This window comes from Dactylococcopsis salina PCC 8305 (assembly GCF_000317615.1).
Classification (GTDB): Bacteria; Cyanobacteriota; Cyanobacteriia; order Cyanobacteriales; family Rubidibacteraceae; genus Halothece; species Halothece salina.
This window is the reverse complement of record NC_019780.1, coordinates 2249489-2268470: the sequence shown is the minus strand read 5'-3', so window position 1 is coordinate 2268470 and position 18982 is coordinate 2249489. Positions and strand designations below refer to the sequence as shown.

Here is an 18982-nt window from a genome sequence, read left to right as displayed (position 1 = left end):
GATAATGGGAAATTGAAACCATGAAAACTCGGAAACACTCATTACTTACCTTAACTCTTTCCCTCACCAGTCTTCTTCTTGCTGTAGATCCCGTGCAAGCTAACCCTCTCCAAGCAGGAGAAAGCGCCTATCGTCAGGGAAACTTTGCAGAAGCAGTTGAACGGTGGCAAGAAGCAGTTGAAGATTATCAAAAAGAAGGAAATCTGCTCCAACAAGCAAAAGCACTCAGTAATCTTGCTCTAGCTTATGAACAAGTGGGAGAATTAGACTTAGCGAACCGCATGATTGGCACAAGTTTAGAGGTGTTGGATAATCTTGCTCCGAATGCCGATCGCGCAGCCGTCCTTGGACAAATCCTCAACACCCGAGGACATTTAGAAATGCTTCAGGGAAACACAGCATCCGCAAATAAAACTTTTCAAAGCGCGATCGCTGCTTATAATCGCGCTGGAGAGGAGAACAAAAAACTCCGCGCCCAACTCAATCAAGTGCAAGTCTTAAAAGAGCAAGGTCGCTACTATGAAGCGGGACAAATCCTTGCAGAAGTGAATCAAACCCTGCAATCTCAGCCTGATTCTCTGCTTAAAGCGCAAGCTCTCTCTGAGTTCGGTAATCTTTTACAATTAGTCGGCAATCTCGATCGCGGACAAGAACTGCTCGAACAAAGTCTCGCTGTGAGTCAAACTCTGAACACACCCTCCGCAATCAGTACAACCTTGATGGCGTTGGGCAATATCGCCTATTCTCGCTACGAACAAGCAGGCTCAAACCAAGCCCTAGAAGAAGGTCTGAGATTCTATGAGCAAGCAGCAGCAACGACTCTCGATCCAATTATTGCTTTACAAGCTCAGGTTAATGCGTTTGAGTTAGCCCAACAAGGAAATGATCTCCAAAAAGCGCGATCGCTGTCAGCACAAATCCAGCAAAACTTACAATCCCTTGCACCTTCTCGTCCTCTCCTTTATGCCCAGATTCGCTTTGCCCGTTTACTTCCAAGGGATCAAATCTCCCAAAAAACTGCTCTCCTCAAAGACGCAGCCCAGACAGCAGAAATTATCGGTGATCAACGCGCTCACTCTTATGCGCTTGGAGAACAGGGAAGATTATTAGAGCAGCGTCATCAAATCAGATCCGCCCTGAGTTTAACCCAACAAGCCCTCTTCTTGAGTCAAGCTCTCGCAGCCCCTGATCTAAGCTATCAATGGCAATGGCAACTGGGACGACTGTTAGAACGTCAAGGAGATTTAGACAGCGCGATCGCTGCTTATGCTGAAGCAGTGAATCATTTACAATCATTACGCAGTGATTTGATTGCAGTTAATAAGGATGCTCGCTTTTCTTTTCGGGAAAAGGTCGAACCCGTTTATCGGGAATATGTTAGTTTGTTGCTGAAATCGGCAAATCAGAGTCCCAAAACCAAGCAAGACAAACTGAAGCAAGCGCGGGATGCCATGGAATCTCTTCGTTTAGCAGAGCTTGTGAACTTCCTCCGCATTGACTGTGAGGTGACTGAAGCCGTGGAGATTGATCAAGTCGATCAAAATGCTGCGGTGATTTATCCGATTTTACTTCCTGATCGCCTTGAAATTATTGTTAGTATTGCCGAGCAACCACTAAAGCACTATACCATTTCTGTTTCGGGGGAAGAAGTGGAAAGCACAGCCCGATCGTTCCAAAACCAACTGGTGAATGCACCTAAGCGCTTCCAAACCTACCTCACCCCAGCACAACAGCTTTATGATTGGCTAATCCGACCTCTAAAAACAGATTTAGTCGCTAATGAAGTGGAAAACTTAGTCTTTGTCCTTGATGGGACATTAAGAAATATTCCCATGTCTGCCCTTTATGATGGAGAAGAATATTTATTAGAAAACTACGCGATCGCGCTTTCTCCCAGTTTACGTTTAGCGAGTCCCCAAGCCTTACCGCGCCAGTCTTTACAAGCCTTAATCGGAGGACTCAGTGAATCTCGTCAGGGGTTTTCCTCGCTGCCTGCGGTACGAGAAGAAGTGGAAAGCATCGAAAATAAAGTTCCCAGTACCGTTTTACTCAATGATCGCTTTCAAGAAAACACTCTCGAATTAACCCTAGAAGAGAAAGGCTTTCCTGTCGTTCATTTAGCTACTCATGGGCAGTTTAGTTCCAATCTAGAAGATACTTTTATTCTCACTTGGGATGATCGAATTACAATTAATGAGTTTCCTCAACTCTTACAATCAGGAGAAGCAAGCAGAAACACCCCAATTGAACTGTTAATTCTCAGTGCTTGCGAAACGGTGAAAGGAGACGATCGCGCTGCCCTAGGTTTAGCAGGAGTTGCTATCCGTGCTGGAGCGCGAAGCACCCTCGGGACACTTTGGAAAGTAAGCGATCAAGGAACCTCTCAACTAATGAGAGAGCTTTATCAGCAATTGGAACAAAAGTCAACCACGAAAGCAGAAGCCTTGCGTCAGTCTCAACTAAGCCTATTAAACAATGAAAAATTCAGTCATCCTTACTACTGGAGTGCTTTTGTGCTTCTTGGTAACTGGCTTTAGTTCGTTTAACCGAATTGGGCAGCGCGATCGCGCTTCGTAGAGTGTGCAATAATAAGCCGTTTGGCAGGTAGGGGGAGTAAGGGCAGGGCTGTTTCATTATCGGGGTCAAAATTGGCAGCGATCGCCTGAACCTCTTACAGAGTGGCGCGATCGCGCATATTTCTTCTGATTTGACTTATTCATAAGAAAAAAGCGGTAAAACCCCTGCTATTTCTAAACCATTTAGGAATTGTGGCAGGGTTAATTGATGAAATCGGACTGGTGGAACAAATTAATGAATTAGTGGTAGAACAACCATGGGAAAAAGTAAGCCCAGGTCATGCAGTGAAAGCGATGATTCTCAATGGCTTAGGACTATTTTCGTCTCCCTTATACCTATTTCCCAAATTCTTTGAAGCGCTCCCAACCGAACATTTAATTGGAGAAGGAATTCAAGCAGAATACTTAAATGATGATCGATTAGGACGAGTCACGGTCGCCAAACGGACAATGTGACAGTTGAGGGTGCGGAATGTGGGTTGCAATACCATTTTGGAAAAGTAAAGTTACAGTAATAAGCGCGGGGAAGATGGGGGAGATGGGGAAGATGGGGAAGATGGGGAAGATGGGGAAGAAAAATCGCTCCCTTGTCTCCCTTGTCTCCCTTGTCTCCCTTGTCTCCCATTGCTCCCTTGTCTCCCATTGCTCCCTTGTCTTCTTAGCAGGCGATCGCGATCTCCATAGGTGAAGCGACTTTTATTATGACAACATGACTGCATAGTTAAAGAAAATCAGATAAAATAAAACAAATGTTAAGATTCTAGTTCTAATTGAGAAACCTTACTTACTTATTATGATGTCCAATTTCGATCAAACCTCTCCCGAAACTCTAAGTCTAGTTGCAGATTACTTTAAAGTGTTATCAGAAGTGAGTCGCTTACAAATTCTGAATTGTCTGCGAGAAAAACCCATGAACGGCAAACAAATTGCAGAAGAGACAGGTTTAGGACAAGCGAATCTTTCTAAACATTTAAAAGTATTAACTCAAGCAGGAGTTCTCAAACGAGAACAACAGGGAGTTAGTGTTTATTATCGCATTAAAGACCCGATGATTTTTGAATTATGCGAGTTAGTTTGTGGGACAATTAGTAACGAATTTCAAGAGCGTGCGGAATCATTTAGTCAGCTTTCTAGCTTTAATTTAGTCCGAAATTAAACCAGTTATCCCACCCCAATTATTTTAACAATTTTTGTAAGCGACAAACTCCATATTGGTAGCGATCGATTTTAAGGGAGTGTGATTGGTTAGGAATTGGTCACAGCTTTCAAAAAAATAGGGGTTGGGATACTGAAAGCGGTTTTTAGACTGATGAGGTTAGCCCCTAGTTTTTTCAGGAGAAAAGTGACTTGACCTTTGCCACATCCCCAGTCTAAAATCATTAATTCACTCAAGTTTTTTCTAAAATAAAATTCCGAGAGTTTTTTCACATATTGCGTTAGGTACAGGTAAATTAATTGTCCTGATCGGTTCACTAAAAACTGATGACTGGGGTAATCTTTGACTAATTCGATTAACTCAAAATCAAAGTCATTTTTTTCTAAAAAAGTCTGCTTTCTCAGTTGCGAATAGGCTTGATTCATCCTCTAAAATCCTAAATCGGCTTTCGCTGCGTCGGCGGCTTCAAATAATTCTTGATCGTCCATTTCTTGCCAGTCTGGATCAGCAATTTCCCCGTAAAATGTCTGATCAAAGGGTCGCGTTCGCACAACAACGGGCATCGGAACAGCATGACCGAGAATTAAAGCCTGTTGTTTAGAATCTAGTTTAGCAAGCACCGATCGCAAATTTGATCCGCCAGAAACGCCAGTGAAAATTGCATCAATATCTTTTTCATCGTTTAACAAACAAGTGACACGAGTTCCCACTTGCGACATTACTTCTGGATCAATCCCAGACGGACGTTGATCCACCACTAAAAGGGTGACAAAGTATTTCCGCATTTCCCGCGCAATTGTCCCGAAAATGGTTTGTTGTACCGTCGCCGAATCTAAGAAACGGTGTGCTTCTTCGATGGTAATCACTAACTGCTGAGGACGCAAAGTGGGATTTTTCGACTGTAGAAATGCCTCGGATTTTTTCACATAAGATTGATGGATGCGGCGAGTAATCATGTTAGTTGCTAACATATAGGACAACATATTAGACTGCGATCCAAACTCGATGACGACGTGCTTTCCCGCGTCTAAGGATTCTAAAATTTGATCAATGTAGTTAAAGGGACAAGCGGATTTAATGTACTTCAAATTATTTAACCGCATCAGCTTCCGTTGTAGCGCACTGATTGATCCTTTGTGTCCTTGTCTTTCTTCGCAAAACTGTTGAATATCATCGTTACTCATCGTCATCAGTTGCGTAATCCAGTATTTGCCAAACTCGGAATATAAAATCTGTGCGTTGTCTAACGCCGCTTCCGATAACCCTAATTCTTGTCCCACTAAACGCAAGTCTTCGATCGTAATTTGATCGTGACTTAAATACAGTTCTTGGGCATTGCTGACTCCTCTATCTTTGGTTGATTGTTCATCAAGAGTATAGATTTCCACCTGTCCTGGAAACAGTTGTCTTAAGCCTTTGACGGTACTAAAGCCTTTCCCTTCTTGCATAGCTTCCCAGCCGTATTCTGAGTGCATATCAAAGATTAAATTCACCGCCGCTTGTTTGCGGATAATTCCAGATAGTAACAAGCGAGTGAGAAATGATTTCCCCGTTCCCGATTTACCAAAAATGCCGTTGCTGCGTTCTACAAAACTTTCTAAGTTCAAACAGACGGGAACATCCATATCAAGGGGTTGTCCGACAGAAAAGTTTTTCCGCATTGGATCATCTTCCCACCCGAAAACCGATCGAAAATCAATTTCGCTGGCTTCATACACTTGGCTAAAATGAGAGGGAATGGTTTTTACGGGTAACAATTCCAGATCAGTGCTAGTTTGCGCCTCAAATGATGCGAGAGGACTTTTCCCATTTTGTTCTGCGGGAAGAGTTTTTTTTCGATCGGCATAAATCAACATTAACATGGGAGAAAGCTCGATCGTGCCATAAGTGCTGCTTCCTGCTAAAACTTCCTGTAATAAGTCATCTTCTGGGGAAGGAGGATCAGAAACAATGCGGCTGCTAGATGTTCCTAATGAAACATCAGTAAGAAGACAAAAAAACTTCGATCGTCTGCCTTGGACAACTAAAAATTTTCCAACTCGCATCTCTTCTACAGATACATCAGGGTGAAGTCTGATTTCTAATCCTTCAGTAAGAGAACCACCCACAACTGAACCGAGAGGAGAAGACAATTGTTCTTCCATAAGAAATTTATTTACGCTAACTTGTTGTGATTCTAACAAGAATCTAGGCTTTTGTTTCCTGTTAGATCAGGTTTATATAGTTGCTTATCATTTGTGTTGGGTTTCCCGTGGAGACGTTCTATGGAACGTCTCTACCCAACCTACTTTTTACTGATTGGTGTTGGGTTTCGCTTCTCTTCACCCAACCTACTTTTTACTCTCCAAAATTTATTCAAAATCTATCCTTGTTTTCCGAAAAAGTCTTGATCTAAAACTTCTTCTACCGTAAAGGGACAAGTTTTCGGATAGTCGGTTTCCGAAGGTGTCTCAACGCCAAAGGAGGCAAATTTTCCTTCTTGAATTGCAATATCCCGACCATCATTATAAGCAGATTCAAGGATAGAAGCTAGGTAAGATTTAAGAGAAGGGGTATTTTTTAACTGTTTTTCGATGCGCTTTCGATGTTCAATGACTGAGTTATACCAACTTCGCTTCATGGTTTCTGGTGCGTCTTTTTGAATGGTTAATTTTAGGAGATGGGCGCATAAAATCATTAAATTACTTTCTAACGCACGTTTTTCTGATTTTCCCAAGTCTTCTAATTCCTCGATTAAAGCATCAATATCTAGAGATTGAAAGTCTTTGTTTTTGAGTTGCTGAATGGTTTGTTCAATCCATAAATTTAGATCGCGATCGTACAATTTAGACATCGTTGATTTTTTTACCTCCTTTTTCCCATTTCTAGATGAATCCCACTCAGAGAACCCGTTGTAATGAGAACAATCAACGGTGGTTAACTCCCGATTTGCGTTTAATCCCACTAATTTTCCGCCGAAAGCCTGACCCGCTTCTAATGCTGATACAATAGGATTGATTAAGGTTTGACGTTCACCAGTTGGGGGAATATGACCTCTGACTAAATGGTAGGAGTTTTCTCCTTTTTCAAACAAGGTTTCATAAACTTGATCGGTATTGTGAGGTCGATCGAGCTTAGAAAACCCTCGAATTAAATCTTGTTTTGGGGTTAAAAAAGGATGAAACCACTCAATATCAGCATGAACATAAGCGGTGTTTTTATGAATGTAGTAAGGGGGAAGATGTTTCAGGAAACCAATGCTGATTTTGATGTCTTTTTTGTCCCATTGGGTGAGAATTTCATGTAGGGTTTTTTGAGTAGAAAGCGATCGCGGCTTCGTTCCTGTTTCTAATCCTCGCAACAGATTAAGATCATGGTTTCCCATTACACAATAATGACCACAAGAAACCGCTTTTCTAACTAATTCCAAGACACCAGGAGAATCATAACCGCGATCGACTAAATCCCCTAAAAATAAAACTTTCCGTTGGGGATTTTCGGAGTGAATGAGTTTCCCTTCTTCCCATTGATATCCCATTAAAGTTAACAGTTGTTCTAACTCCTGTTTCATCCCATGAATATCCCCAATGACATCTAATTCTGTCTCATCAGGAATGCGATAAACATCAAGGGTAATCTTAAAATCATCACTGGTGAAATAAGGGTAACGAGACTGTTTTTGATGTCGGCGAATCTGTTTGTTTAAAACCTCTGTTGGGACAACTTTTTCGCGCGATCGATTGCGTTGGTGTAAGATATCTTTATCAACATCAAAAATTAAAACTAGATAGGGAGAATCAGTTTTTTGTGCAATTTTTACAAAGTCTTCCCGTACTTTATCACTAAGCATTGTCGCATCAATAAACGTCGTTAACCCTTCTCTTAGTCGAGATTCAGTGATTTGTTCCAGTAATTGAAAGATTAATCGATCGTCCACTGGTTGCGGTTTTATCCCCTCTAAAGTGGGTCGCGATCCAAAAAACTGTTCTCTGATCGTATCCGAAGAGAGAATCATCGAAGGGTGATACTGTTTCGCCACCTGTTCGCAAACCGTAGATTTTCCTGATCCAGAGGGGCCAGATAAGATGACGAGACTTCCAACTTTTATGTTGATTTCCATCTTTTTTCGTTCCAAAGTCTTAACCAAAAAGTAACATTAAGTTGAATGAATCACCAATGATAATTTCCAACTGTGTCACAATGTAAATGCTAAGAAATAACTCCCAAACTCTAGCTTAAGCGATATCATCCGAGTCTAGACCATGCAAATTACTCTCAATCTTCCCGATGAATTAGTTCAACATTTCAATCGTGACAAATTAAGTCGCGACATTTTAGAAGCCCTAGTTATACAGGCTTACCAAAGCGAAAAAATTACTCATGCAGAAGTTGGACGAATCTTAGGGTTATCTAGCCGTTGGGCTGTCGATGCTTTTCTTTCCAAGCACAACGCGGACTTACATTACGATGAAACTGATTTAAGCAGAGATCGTGAAACCCTACGTGAGGGTTAGGAAATAGAATTTACAACTAATTGAGGATTGCTATAGAATCGTTTAAGGAACTGTTTTACGAGTGTAACTGTTATGGCAACGAAAAAACAATATAATAGCTTTTCTGATTTATTAGCGGAATCGACAAATCCTGTGTTAGTTGATTTTTATGCCGTTTGGTGTGGTCCGTGTCAAATGATGTCTCCTGTTTTAGACACCGTAAAAAAGCAGTTTCAAAACCGTTTAACTGTCGTCAAAATTGATACTGATAAATATCCTGAAATCGCCTCAGAACATCATATCTTAGCATTACCAACGCTAATCTTATTTAAAGAGGGTAAACCAGCAAAACGCTTTGAGGGAATGAGTAGTAGTGAACAATTAATTTCTCAGTTAGAAACCTTAATTTAGCCCCCTAATCGCCCCCTAACCCCCAATCTTGGGGGAATTAGAAGGGGCTATCAACAATAAAATAAGATTGCCATAGGTTTATTTTTTAAGAGAAGAAGCATACTTAGCATCTAACGCCGCTTTCGGGTAAGCAATGCGTTTATGATTACTTTGCTGCCAAACTCTGACAAACACTTGAGCGATTTTTTTTAACTCTGTGCGAGTTAAATTGGCATCTTTTAATTGTTGATCTTGCCAACGCGAACGGATGATTTTATTCACCATGACTAAGGCTTTTTCGGGGGAAACATCATTTAACGATCGAAGCGCCGCTTCACAACCATCTGCTAACATAACAATTCCAGTTTCTCTAGATTGAGGAATCGGTCCATCATAGCGAAAATCCATTTCGGAAACAACTCCTTTCCCCTCTTTTTGTGCTTGGAAATAGAAATAGGAAATCAAAAGTGTGCCTTGATGTTCTGGAATAAAATCTTGAATGGCTTTTGGCAAACCGCAGCGTTTCGCCATCACTAATCCTTCGCTGACGTGCTTCTTAATAATCCTGGCACTTTCATAGGGATCATTGATTTCATCATGCTTATTTTTACATCCCATTTGGTTCTCGATAAATCCTAATGGGTCGTGCATTTTTCCAATATCATGGTAAAGTGTACCCGCTCGTACTAATTCCACATTACAGTTTAATTCTCTGGCGGCGGCTTCGGCTAAAGAGGAGACAAATAAGGTGTGTTGAAATGTGCCAGGCGCTTCAATGGCTAATCGTTGTAATAAAGGACGATTGGGGTTGGCTAATTCTGCTAAACGAATCGGTGTCACTAAATCAAAGAAACGTTCTAAGTAGGGAGATACGCCAAAGGCGATGATACTCCACACTAAACCCGACAACCCATAAATAACGGCATCTGGTAACATTGCATACCAAATCGTTTCCCCAGTTGTGTTTAAGATGAGGCTAAGGAGAAGATAAACTGCGCCTTGAATTAACCCAATCGCGCCACCTAAAAGGGCTAATTCTTCCCGCGATCGAAGTCTTCCCGCGACAGCCGCCGCTAACAATCCTCCCACTGTTCCCGTCACAAACGCTTCGGGTGCGATGGAAATCTCCAGTCCACTCAGCAACGTATAAATTTCTAATCCTGTCACTAAACTGACTTGGGTGAGGGCTAAAGTTGGGCCATAAAAGCTACTTACCAATAATCCGACGGCGGGAAAACAGGAGTATTCTACCCCCAACATCAGCAATAAAGGACTGGAAACACTGAGCAAAATTAATAATAGCTGATCTCGTCGCCGTAATTTTCGATCGACCACTTGTTTCACTCGCCAAAACAGAACAATCGAAATTGTCACCAATAACCCACAACCTCCTAACCCAATCCAGTTAACCCCTCTTTGACTGAGATCAAACGCATCCAGTAACAGAAACTCTTCTCGACGAATCACCTCTCCCGCGTTGACAATCACTTCTCCTGCTTCTACGGTTAACATCACTGGCGAGACAGCTTCCGCTGCTTCTGCTGCGCGACGTTGAGTTTGTGGGGTATCTTCTACTAGATTCGGGGCTAAAGTCTCCTCTAGAATCTCTTTGGCGAGAGGAAGACTCATGGGAGGAACTTTCCCTTGTAATTGTAGATCGATCGCGCGGCTTAAAAGGAAAGTCGGAAGTCCAGGAGAGATTCCCTGAGTTAGCATTGGTTCGGCGGTGTTTTCAATTCCTTTTCTGGTATTTTCCCAAGTGGAGGGAGACAGTTGTAATAAAATCTTTTTCCCTTGAAAATTGATCACCTCGGTTTCTCGGTGATGTAAGGAATAAAAATATTGCTGACGAACTTGCTCAATAGTTGTGATCAGTTGGGAAAACTCGGATTCAGAAAGACGTTGTGACAGTTGATTGAGTTCGCTTTCCACTTGAGATGGTTGAGAATTTTTGCTTCCCTCTCGAATTGTTTCCCACTGTTGCGGGGAACAAGTGCGAAGATGAACTTGTACCGATTCTGAGAGTTGCGCGGTGGATACGAATAAATCCGCTGCGGCTTGTCGTCGTAGGGTGGATAAAGTGTTTAATCTCTCTTGGAGAGTATTGACAATTTCTTGAGTTTGTGAGTCGTCTATTTTCAGGACGGGGGTTAAGCGCGATCGAGCCGCTTCTTGTTTTTGTGCGGTTTTCAGTTCGTCCTTAATTTCCAAGTCGGAAGGCGCAACAATTGTCTGTGGTGAGCGAGTGCCAATTCCTAACTGCGGTTGGTTATAAAGACGATTCCCTGCGACTCCTGTCAAGGTTAACACTGCCAATAGGAAAATCAGCCAGGAACCGGAGGTTAAGGCGGAAAAGATGTGTTTTTCCACCCACTGACTGAAGGAGTCTCCTTTTCCTCGATGGTGAGAGACTGGATGAGTAATACTGGAAGAATGTTTCATCAGCTTTAATCGCCTTACCAAGTCCAATTCCTGATCGATCGATCAGTTATAAATTGTGAGTTCTTTTTTCAATAATTCCGAGGTTGAATCACTTTTGCTGGCGCGATCGCGCTTTGTTTTAAATGCTGGTTCATCATAGCAAATTCATAACTCCCCGACCAAGTGGCTAACATTAGGAGTAATTCTTGTTTCCATTGATGCTTTTCCTCCTGTAACCGACAACGCCAGGGGATAGGAATTGCATTGATGCTATTATGGACTCCCGATAAAGCACCCACCAGAGGTAAAACTAACGGATGCCACTGTTTAATTCTTTTCGCTCTCCCCACACTCAGGGGTAAATCTTCTAAACTTGTTCCCAAACAGTATAAAGCCAACCAAAGGTCTTGGCAAGTGGGAGCTAAAACCGCTTTGGTTTCCTGTAGCGTTTTCCCCTTGTTAGCGTGACTTTGTAGCATTTGTAACACTTCATTACTGCTTTTGTCCCCCACTGCGGTTTGTAAATCAGAAAACAATGTTTTCTCAGTGAGTGTTTCCTCAATGCTCCATTTAATCACCGTACCATAAGCAACGATCGCCGCTTGTTCTCGCTTCGATCGATTTTGAAGGTTTAAACCTTCCTGCCATTCCTGCGGTTGATCACTGAAAAACAACATCAGAGGTAAACCCAACAAAACCACCTCAGCAACAGGATATTCCCCCAACGAAAAACTAGGTTTCCATTGTCCCGTCGTTGCTAAACTCTTGACTCCCTCCTCTTGTATCTGTCGCCAAAATGGAACAGATGAGTCTTCCTGAAACTCTTTTCCTACCTCTAAAGAGCAACCCAACAAAGCACCTTCCCAACGGGATAACAAAGTTTGACGCATCTTTATTGTGTTTTTCTGAGATGACGAATCAAAGCCTTTAACCCTAACAAATAGCTATCCAGACCAAAACCGCTAATTTGACCAATTGCGATCGGTGCGATATAAGAATGATGACGGAAAGACTCTCTTTGATAGATGTTGCTCAGATGAACTTCGACCACAGGTAAGTTGACTCCTGATAAAGCATCCCGAATCGCAACGCTGGTGTGAGTGTATGCTCCCGCGTTGATCAAAATTCCATCTTTGTTTCCTAATGCGCTATGAATCGCCTCTACGATCGCACCTTCGGAGTTGTGCTGTTGACACTCAATAAGACCATGCAGCCCCGCCATTTGATCTGCTAGGGCTGCATTGATTTGGTCTAAAGATAAATCCCCGTAAACGGAGCGTTCACGAATCCCAAGTAGGTTCAAGTTGGGACCGTGTAACACTAAAATCTGTAGTTTCTGCACTGTTTTCTCATTGCGTTCCGTTAACGGTACTGACCGGAACCACGCTCTTCTACTGGAATCGGGATTGGCTCTGCCTCTGGTTCCATTTCTGGACCGAGTAAAAGCTCAATTAGTTTACGACTCCATTCCTTGAGTTTTTCTAGTGCTTCTTCGATATATTCCATTGAACAAATGGCTCCTGTATGAGACCTTATTCTAAACGACCCCTAGAAAGGTTTTGGCGTGAAAGCCCCTTCCTAGCGTGAGAACGGATATGGCTAACCGTTCCTATTTTCATCTTAGCGAACAAAACTAATAGTTAGTTTCTAGCTTTTCTTATGTTTATGTATTTATATTAACTTTAACATACGATTGTTTCTTCATTCTTAGGTGAGATCATTCTTCCTTTCTGATCTGCTGAAGGGTTGGATGTTCAGTATAAGAAGGTTTTAAGGATGACGGAAACTCGATGAAAGTTGCTTATATTAAGTTGCCTTAATAATTAACGAAATTGCGCAATCGTAGCTGACAAAATTTGACTTTCGACTTTTTCTATTTTAAGATGTCGTGCAACGGTGGGAACTTGTTTGTCAAAATTCCAAACGTCTCGGAAAAATCCCGTCGTTTCGTTGTTATCTCTCCTCAAGCATCGATCGAACCAGGTAAGAGTTGAGAGCAATTTTTTTCAGGCTTTGTAAACGAAAATTACAGCCCCCTTGATTATTTCTCCCGATTCCCCATTAGTGCTGACAAATAACGAATAACGAATAACGAATAACGAATGATGAAAGTTGCTTATATTAAGTTGGCTTAATAATTAACGAAATTGCGCGATCGTAGCTGACAAAATTTGACTTTCGACTTTTTCTGTTTTAAGATGTCGTGCAAGGGTGGGAACTTGTTTGTCAAAATTCCAAACGTCTCGGAAAAATCCCGTCGTTTCGTTGTTATCTCTCCCCAAGCATCGATCAAACCAGGTAAGAGTTGAGAGCAATTTTTTTCAGGCTTTGTAAACGAAGATTACAGCCCCCTTGATTATTTCTCCCGATTCCCCATTAGTGCTGACAAATAACGAATAACGAATAACGGTCTTTACCGAGAATGTGACGAGAATGCCCTCATTATACCGTTAGGTTAATGAGGGATGAATCGTCACCAAACAAACAAAAGTCCGACAGGACATCCTCAATCATATTATGCTAAACTTTAGAAAACAAAGGTCGATTTCTTAAAATGCTCAGTCTTAACTACCAGTATAAGCTCAAAGTCAATAAACAACAGGCTTCTACCATTGATGAATGGCTAGATATTTGTAAGTCTGTTTATAATTTTGCCTTGAGAGAGCGCAAAGACTGGGTGAATTCTAGAAAATGTCCAATTGATCGCTGTTCCCTAGAATCCGAGTATATCATTCCTCCCGATGCTCCTAGACCAACTTATGCAAGACAGTGTAAAAGTCTAGGAATGGCGAAGAAAAAGTTTCCTCGATTATCCATTCCTCAATCTCAAGTCCTCCAACAAACTCTAAAAGGTTTAGAAGAGGCTTTTGTAAATATGTGGAATCGAGGATTTGGTTTTCCTAGATTCAAGAAAAAGATGCGTTCTTTTGTCTTTCCCCAAGTTAAACCAGACTGTATTCAAGGGAAAACGATCACTCTTCCGAAATTAGGAAAACTGAAGTTAGTTCTTTCTCGTCCAATTCCTGAAGGATTTGTTCCTAAACAGGTCAGGGTGATTAAGAAAGCTAGTGGGTACTATGCTAATATCATCCTTCAATTAGATGTTAATGTTCCTGATGTTCCTGCTCACGGCTACCCTATTGGAATTGATTTAGGATTGGAGGAATTTTTAGCGACCAGCGAAGGGGAACTGATTAAAGGTCATAAGTTCTTGAAAGAGTCCGAAGGCGAGCTTAAATTGCTGCAAGGTCAACTCAAGAATAAGAAGAAGGGTTCTCGTCGCTGGAAAAACATCAGTCGCCGTATCGCACGACTCTATGAAAAAATAACTAACTGTCGCAAGGATTTCTTCTATAAAACCGCTCATCACCTTTGTGATCAAGCAGGAATGATATTTGTTGAAGACCTTAATCTCAAAGCATTAGGACGATCAGCGTTAAGAAAAGCGTGTCTTGATGCTGCTTGGGGAACATTTGTTAGCATTCTGTCTTATGTCTGTTGGAAAAGAGGAGTATATTTCGCCAAAGTTAACGCTAATGGAACCAGTCAAATTTGTCCTGAATGTGGTGTTAACTGTGGTAAGAAAACTCTTTCTGAACGGGTGCATAAGTGTCCAGATTGTGGATTCCAAGCAGATAGAGATGTAGCGGCGGCGATGGTAGTAAAGAGAAGAGGAGAAAGTACCGTTGGTGCGACGGGAAGAAAGCTCGATCAGGGCAATGATGTCGGGGATGAAGTTTCAACTTCATCTAGCGTCACCCTTTGAGGCGAGAATCTCCCGTTATAATCTCTGATTTAACGGGAGAGGTTCAATGATCCATGAACTTTTTCAGGAGGCACTAAATAAATTGTTTCCAGAGTGGAAATTAATTAGGCATAATAGGGATAAAATCTGAGTTTAATCCTGCTCTTAAGTTTCCTGAAACTGATGAAGATGACAGCCACAGAAACCCGTATCCAACAAACCTATCGCCAAGAAGAGGTTCAAGAAATCCTGCAATTGGCGATCGCGCAGAAATCGAATCGGGGAGAATTTACCCGTGAGCAACTCTTTGAGATGGCGGCGGAATTAGACCTCACCCCCGAAACGGTACAAGCAGCAGAAAAAGCCTGGTTAAATCAACAACTAGATGCACAAAAACGGAAAGCCTTTGATAAGTATCGTTGGCATCAAATCAAACAAAAATTTGGAAAATACTTAATTACAAATACCTTTTTAGTGACTCTCGATTTACTCAAAGATAGCCACCTCAGTTGGTCGCTGATCATACTTTTAATCTGGGGATTATTTCTGTCTCTAGATGCCTGGAAAGAATATCATCTACAAGGAGAAGAGTACGATCGAGCGTTTGAAAGTTGGAAGCGCAAATATGAGTTGCGACGTTCCGCAAAGCTACTGTGGCAAAGTTTTAAGGAAAGATTAAATAGGGCTTGCTGAATAAAACTGAAAGTCTTACCAAATAAGGATTTGAGGCGATTCAGTTTAGATAAAAATGCAAGTTCATTGATTGTTCAATCGTCACGCACCTTGCATCAAAACCTTCCCCTCCTACCGATCAATCAACCCTAAGGCAACTTGCCTCTTGCCTCTTACCTCTTACCTCTTGCCTCTTACCTTTTGCCTCTTGCCTCTTGCCTCTTGCCTCTTGCCTTTTGCCTCTTGCCTCTTGCCTTACTTAACCAACCAATGGACTTTTTCAGCAACCCCTAAATAGTAATAGAAATGATTCCCTCTCGTTCTAAAACACTAGCTAAACGTAAGAGGAGAGCTTCATTATAAGGAGAGGTAATAATTTGGACACCAAGGGGAAGACTTCCCGAAGGATAAATCGGAACAGATAACACAGGTAAACCGACAAAAGAAAGCGGTTGGGTAAAGCGTCCTAAATTGGGACGTACTGACATAACTTTTCCGTCAATGTTGACAGTTTTCTGTCCGATTTTTGGTGCAACACAAGGAGTGGTAGGCGCGAGAATAATATCGAAATTTTGGAAAACTTCTCGCAATCGATCTCGATACCAACTGCGGAATCTTTGCGCTTGATGATACCATTGGCTCGGAATTAAAGCCCCAGCGAGAAAGCGATCGCGTGTTGCTGGATCAAAGTCTTGGGGACGAGATTTGAGATTCGCTAAATGTTGAGATGCTCCTTCCGAAGCAGTAATCAGATAAGCCGCCGCTCGCGCTCGATCGGATTCGGGTAGAGTTATCCGTTCGCTTGTTCCTAACACCCTTGCCAATTCTTCCACCACCGCGAGAGCTTCTGGGGTAGCACCACTGGCAAAATAGCCATCAGCCACCGCAACCCGTACATCTCGAATGCCTAAATTTAATTGAGGAAGACAAGGCTCTGGGGGGTGTTTCGTGGAAACAGGATCAGTAATATCTTCACCCTGTAATAAATCCATTACCGTCGCTAAATCTCGCACCGATCGAGCAAAAATTCCAATTTGGTCAAGACTATCACTTAATAAGACCGTTCCTGCACGAGATAAGCGTCCATAAGTCGGTTTTAGCCCATAAACGCCACATAACGCCGCTGGCACTCTCACCGAGCCATTGGTATCTGATCCGAGGGCGATCGGGACTAAACCAGATGCTACCGCCGCCGCTGACGCACCAGAAGAACCACCCGCAATGCAAGAAGCATCATGGGGATTGGGAGTAACACCATAATGACTGTTTTCTGTTACAAAGCCATAGGCATACTCATCCATATTTAAAGCACCCACTAAAATTGCTCCTCCTTGCTTTAAGCGAGCGATCGCCGTCGCATCTGCTGTGGCGGGAGGATTTTCGGCATTAATTTTCGCCCCAGCAAGGGTGGTGACACCAGCAATATCAAAAGAATTTTTCACCGCAAAAGGGACACCTGTTAAGATGCCTAACGGACTCCCTTGCTCAATGTTTCTGTGGATAGCTTGTGCTTGTTTTTGAGCAGCCTCTTTGGTGATTGTGGTAAAACAATTCCGTGAGGGGTTTTCCGCTTCAATTTGAGTTAAGGTGGCTGTAATGATATCCGTTGCTTTGATTTTACGATGGCGAATTGCCTGCGCGATCGCAACGGCATCAAGGGTTTTCCAATCCGCATCCATAGGGAAATCCCCCAAACTGCTTCACTTGCATGACTATATCATTATTTTCTCTTTAACGGTTATTATTCCCAATTTGCTCTTCCCATGCGGTAGATTTAAGCAAGCGCATTTCAATCCGACGACGACTCTCGTTTCCAGTCGCTTCAGGGGAAGTATCTAGGGTATGATTAGGCTTTAACATTTGACCGGCGGAATAGGGGAGGAAGTATTCAATTTGGGTTAATCTTCCGTTTTGTTGCGCTTGTTTCAAATAACGAATAATGGAAAGCGCGCGCATCATTCCTAAATCTAAATTACTTCCTGGTACTAGATTCGGTGTTTCTGCTTGATTGAAAGCACGAATTAATTTTTCATCTAGATTCGATCGTCCTCCACTCACGGGTAAATTATCAGTATGTCCAATTACTTCGATCGCATCACAATTACAACGCTGACTTTGCGCTTCTAACAAAGGAATAATCCTCTCTTGTAATGCAGTTTCAAACTCCTCAGAAATATCCGAAGAACCAACCGCAAACCGATAACTTTGATTCCGTTCTGATAAAATAATCAACGGTGGATTTTCTGGCGTTTGCGCCGCTGCTTCTCTGGCATTTTCTAATTGTTCTTGTAACTGGGAAACCTCTTCTGCTGTTGCTTCAGCATCTTCTAATTGCGCTTGTAATTCTTCTACTCTCGCCGCTTTTTCTTGTAAAGATTCTACTTTTTCTTGTAAAGCATAAACTTCTTCTGCGGTATCTCTCGCTGCGGCTAACTGTCTTTGTAAACGAGGGATTTTGTCCGCTGTTGCTTGTGCTTTTTCTAACTCTGCTTCCAATTCGGGAACTTGACTAGCGACACGCTCGGTTTGTAATAAGTCTAAGCGTAAGAGGACAAAAAAGATAACAAAAATAAAAGCGAGAAACGAGAAAACTTCTGAGTATTTGAGGAATTTGGGATTCATTCTTAATTCTCAATGATGGGGAGGGCTTTTTTTATCGTGTAAACTCACAGCTATTGATGTCAAAAATTAAGGCTGTTTCAATGATTCAATATATTCTAATAATCTTTCTAATTCTGTCATCAAAGCTCGTGATTCGTTTAAATATTGAGCAGTGCGTCGAGAGGCTTGAGCCACTTCTGCTACATTAGTTGTTGCTAAATCACTATTAGTTTTTAACTGGGAAAAACTATCTAAAACCGGTTGTAATCCTTTCATTTCTTCAGTTGTACGAGCAACCACTGTTCCTAATTCCTGTAGTTTATCGATCGATTGATGTAATAATTGATTGATTTCTTGACTCGCTTGTGTGTTCGTATTTAGTAATTGGTTATGAAAGTTTTGAGTTTCTTCCATGATTTTATATTGGATATCTTGTAGTTGTCTATAACTGCGATAAACGTCTGTCATCGTACTCAGATAAGCCGTATGTATTTCCTGAATTGCGCCAGTAAATTCTTTGATTTCTTCAAGCAATTGCTGAAACTCTGATCTGACAATCTTTTTCTCGTGGTTTTCCCCTAAACTCGAAATTTCACCCCCTAACAACCAGCCCACAATACTGGTAGATAAAGCACTTCCTAACGGATACAAAACTTCATTTAATTGTTCTTGATTAAAGCTGTTACTTCCGAGTAAAATTAACGCCGATGCAAAGCCAATCAGCGTGTGAAGATAGCCAGCGGTTTGAATACGATTCCCTGCTTCTTCTTTTTGTGAGTTGGGAATTAAGAAAAATCCCCAAACTACCAGAATTAATAAGTGAGATAAGCCTTCAATGAGCAAAATTTCAGCAGAAAAGACTTGACTAATGGCAAGGATCATGCCACCAATAATTCCGAGGACATAGATGAAGGTAAAACCCGCTAAACTAGATTGAGAAGGCTGCATT

18 protein-coding genes and 2 pseudogenes are annotated in these 18982 nt (G+C 41.9%); 8 read left to right on the top strand and 12 right to left on the bottom strand.

The window, feature by feature from the left end:
- Positions 1–20 precede the first annotated feature (20 nt).
- From DACSA_RS11165 to DACSA_RS11155, 4 genes and pseudogenes are all read left to right on the top strand, one after another.
- Positions 21–2537, top strand: coding sequence for a CHAT domain-containing protein (locus DACSA_RS11165; RefSeq protein ID WP_015229857.1), 2517 nt, complete (start codon positions 21–23; stop codon positions 2535–2537).
- A 177-nt stretch (positions 2538–2714) separates the two neighbouring features.
- Positions 2715–3008 (top strand): annotated as a pseudogene (locus DACSA_RS11160) (DUF4277 domain-containing protein); the annotation flags it as partial.
- Between the two features lie 40 nt (positions 3009–3048).
- Positions 3049–3264, top strand: a complete 216-nt coding sequence (locus DACSA_RS22145) for a hypothetical protein (protein WP_232225070.1) — start codon at positions 3049–3051, stop codon at positions 3262–3264.
- A gap of 105 nt (positions 3265–3369) precedes the next feature.
- Positions 3370–3732 carry an ArsR/SmtB family transcription factor gene (locus DACSA_RS11155; RefSeq protein ID WP_015229855.1) on the top strand — a complete coding sequence of 121 codons (363 nt, stop codon included), beginning with the start codon at positions 3370–3372 and terminating at the stop codon, positions 3730–3732.
- 89 nt (positions 3733–3821) lie between these two features.
- Here the strand turns inward: DACSA_RS11155 and DACSA_RS11150 are convergent, their stop codons facing one another.
- The 4 genes and pseudogenes from DACSA_RS11150 to DACSA_RS23055 all read right to left on the bottom strand — a co-directional run.
- Positions 3822–4157: a methyltransferase domain-containing protein gene (locus DACSA_RS11150; protein WP_015229854.1), complete on the bottom strand. Its 336-nt coding sequence runs from the start codon at positions 4155–4157 to the stop codon at positions 3822–3824.
- A 3-nt stretch (positions 4158–4160) separates the two neighbouring features.
- Complete coding sequence (locus DACSA_RS11145; protein ID WP_015229853.1) at positions 4161–5876, bottom strand: helicase HerA domain-containing protein; 1716 nt, start codon at positions 5874–5876, stop codon at positions 4161–4163.
- Between the two features lie 218 nt (positions 5877–6094).
- Complete coding sequence (locus DACSA_RS23060) at positions 6095–6565, bottom strand: DUF29 domain-containing protein (RefSeq protein ID WP_041235828.1); 471 nt, start codon at positions 6563–6565, stop codon at positions 6095–6097.
- A gap of 216 nt (positions 6566–6781) precedes the next feature.
- Positions 6782–7831, bottom strand: a pseudogene (locus DACSA_RS23055) (AAA family ATPase); the annotation flags it as partial.
- Positions 7832–7973: 142 nt separating this feature from the next.
- Between DACSA_RS23055 and DACSA_RS11135 the strand changes: the two are divergent.
- Positions 7974–8225, top strand: a complete 252-nt coding sequence (locus tag DACSA_RS11135; RefSeq protein ID WP_015229851.1) for a UPF0175 family protein — start codon at positions 7974–7976, stop codon at positions 8223–8225.
- A 72-nt stretch (positions 8226–8297) separates the two neighbouring features.
- A complete protein-coding gene (trxA, locus tag DACSA_RS11130; protein WP_015229850.1) occupies positions 8298–8615 on the top strand; it encodes a thioredoxin in 318 nt (105 codons plus the stop codon).
- Between the two features lie 78 nt (positions 8616–8693).
- On the opposite strand, the gene DACSA_RS11125 is transcribed toward trxA, so the two are convergent.
- From DACSA_RS11125 to DACSA_RS20675, 5 genes are all read right to left on the bottom strand, one after another.
- On the bottom strand, positions 8694–11036 hold the full coding sequence (locus DACSA_RS11125; protein ID WP_015229849.1) for an HD family phosphohydrolase: 2343 nt from the start codon (positions 11034–11036) through the stop codon (positions 8694–8696).
- A 68-nt stretch (positions 11037–11104) separates the two neighbouring features.
- On the bottom strand, positions 11105–11905 hold the full coding sequence (locus DACSA_RS11120; RefSeq protein WP_015229848.1) for a hypothetical protein: 801 nt from the start codon (positions 11903–11905) through the stop codon (positions 11105–11107).
- Positions 11906–11907: 2 nt separating this feature from the next.
- Entirely contained in the window at positions 11908–12357 is a 450-nt protein-coding gene (aroQ, locus tag DACSA_RS11115; RefSeq protein ID WP_015229847.1) for a type II 3-dehydroquinate dehydratase, read from the bottom strand.
- Between the two features lie 20 nt (positions 12358–12377).
- The gene (locus DACSA_RS21590) at positions 12378–12521 is read right to left on the bottom strand and encodes a hypothetical protein (RefSeq protein WP_015229846.1); all 144 of its coding nucleotides are present in this window, start codon (positions 12519–12521) and stop codon (positions 12378–12380) included.
- A gap of 632 nt (positions 12522–13153) precedes the next feature.
- Positions 13154–13330 (bottom strand): hypothetical protein, encoded by a 177-nt coding sequence (locus DACSA_RS20675; protein ID WP_156800767.1) that lies wholly within the window; start codon positions 13328–13330, stop codon positions 13154–13156.
- Between the two features lie 239 nt (positions 13331–13569).
- Here DACSA_RS20675 and DACSA_RS11110 point away from each other — a divergent pair, with 239 nt between their 5' ends.
- Entirely contained in the window at positions 13570–14781 is a 1212-nt protein-coding gene (locus DACSA_RS11110; protein WP_015229845.1) for an RNA-guided endonuclease InsQ/TnpB family protein, read from the top strand.
- Between the two features lie 162 nt (positions 14782–14943).
- A complete protein-coding gene (locus DACSA_RS11105) occupies positions 14944–15453 on the top strand; it encodes a 2TM domain-containing protein (protein ID WP_015229844.1) in 510 nt (169 codons plus the stop codon).
- Positions 15454–15722: 269 nt separating this feature from the next.
- Here DACSA_RS11105 and DACSA_RS11100 read toward each other — a convergent pair whose 3' ends face one another.
- The 3 genes from DACSA_RS11100 to DACSA_RS11090 all read right to left on the bottom strand — a co-directional run bounded on the left by DACSA_RS11100 (position 15723) and on the right by DACSA_RS11090 (position 18981).
- Positions 15723–17111, bottom strand: a complete 1389-nt coding sequence (locus DACSA_RS11100; RefSeq protein WP_015229843.1) for an AtzE family amidohydrolase — start codon at positions 17109–17111, stop codon at positions 15723–15725.
- A 52-nt stretch (positions 17112–17163) separates the two neighbouring features.
- Positions 17164–18054 (bottom strand): OmpA family protein, encoded by an 891-nt coding sequence (locus DACSA_RS11095; RefSeq protein WP_015229842.1) that lies wholly within the window; start codon positions 18052–18054, stop codon positions 17164–17166.
- 66 nt (positions 18055–18120) lie between these two features.
- Positions 18121–18981, bottom strand: coding sequence for a hypothetical protein (locus DACSA_RS11090; protein WP_015229841.1), 861 nt, complete (start codon positions 18979–18981; stop codon positions 18121–18123).
- Position 18982: the final 1 nt, after the last annotated feature.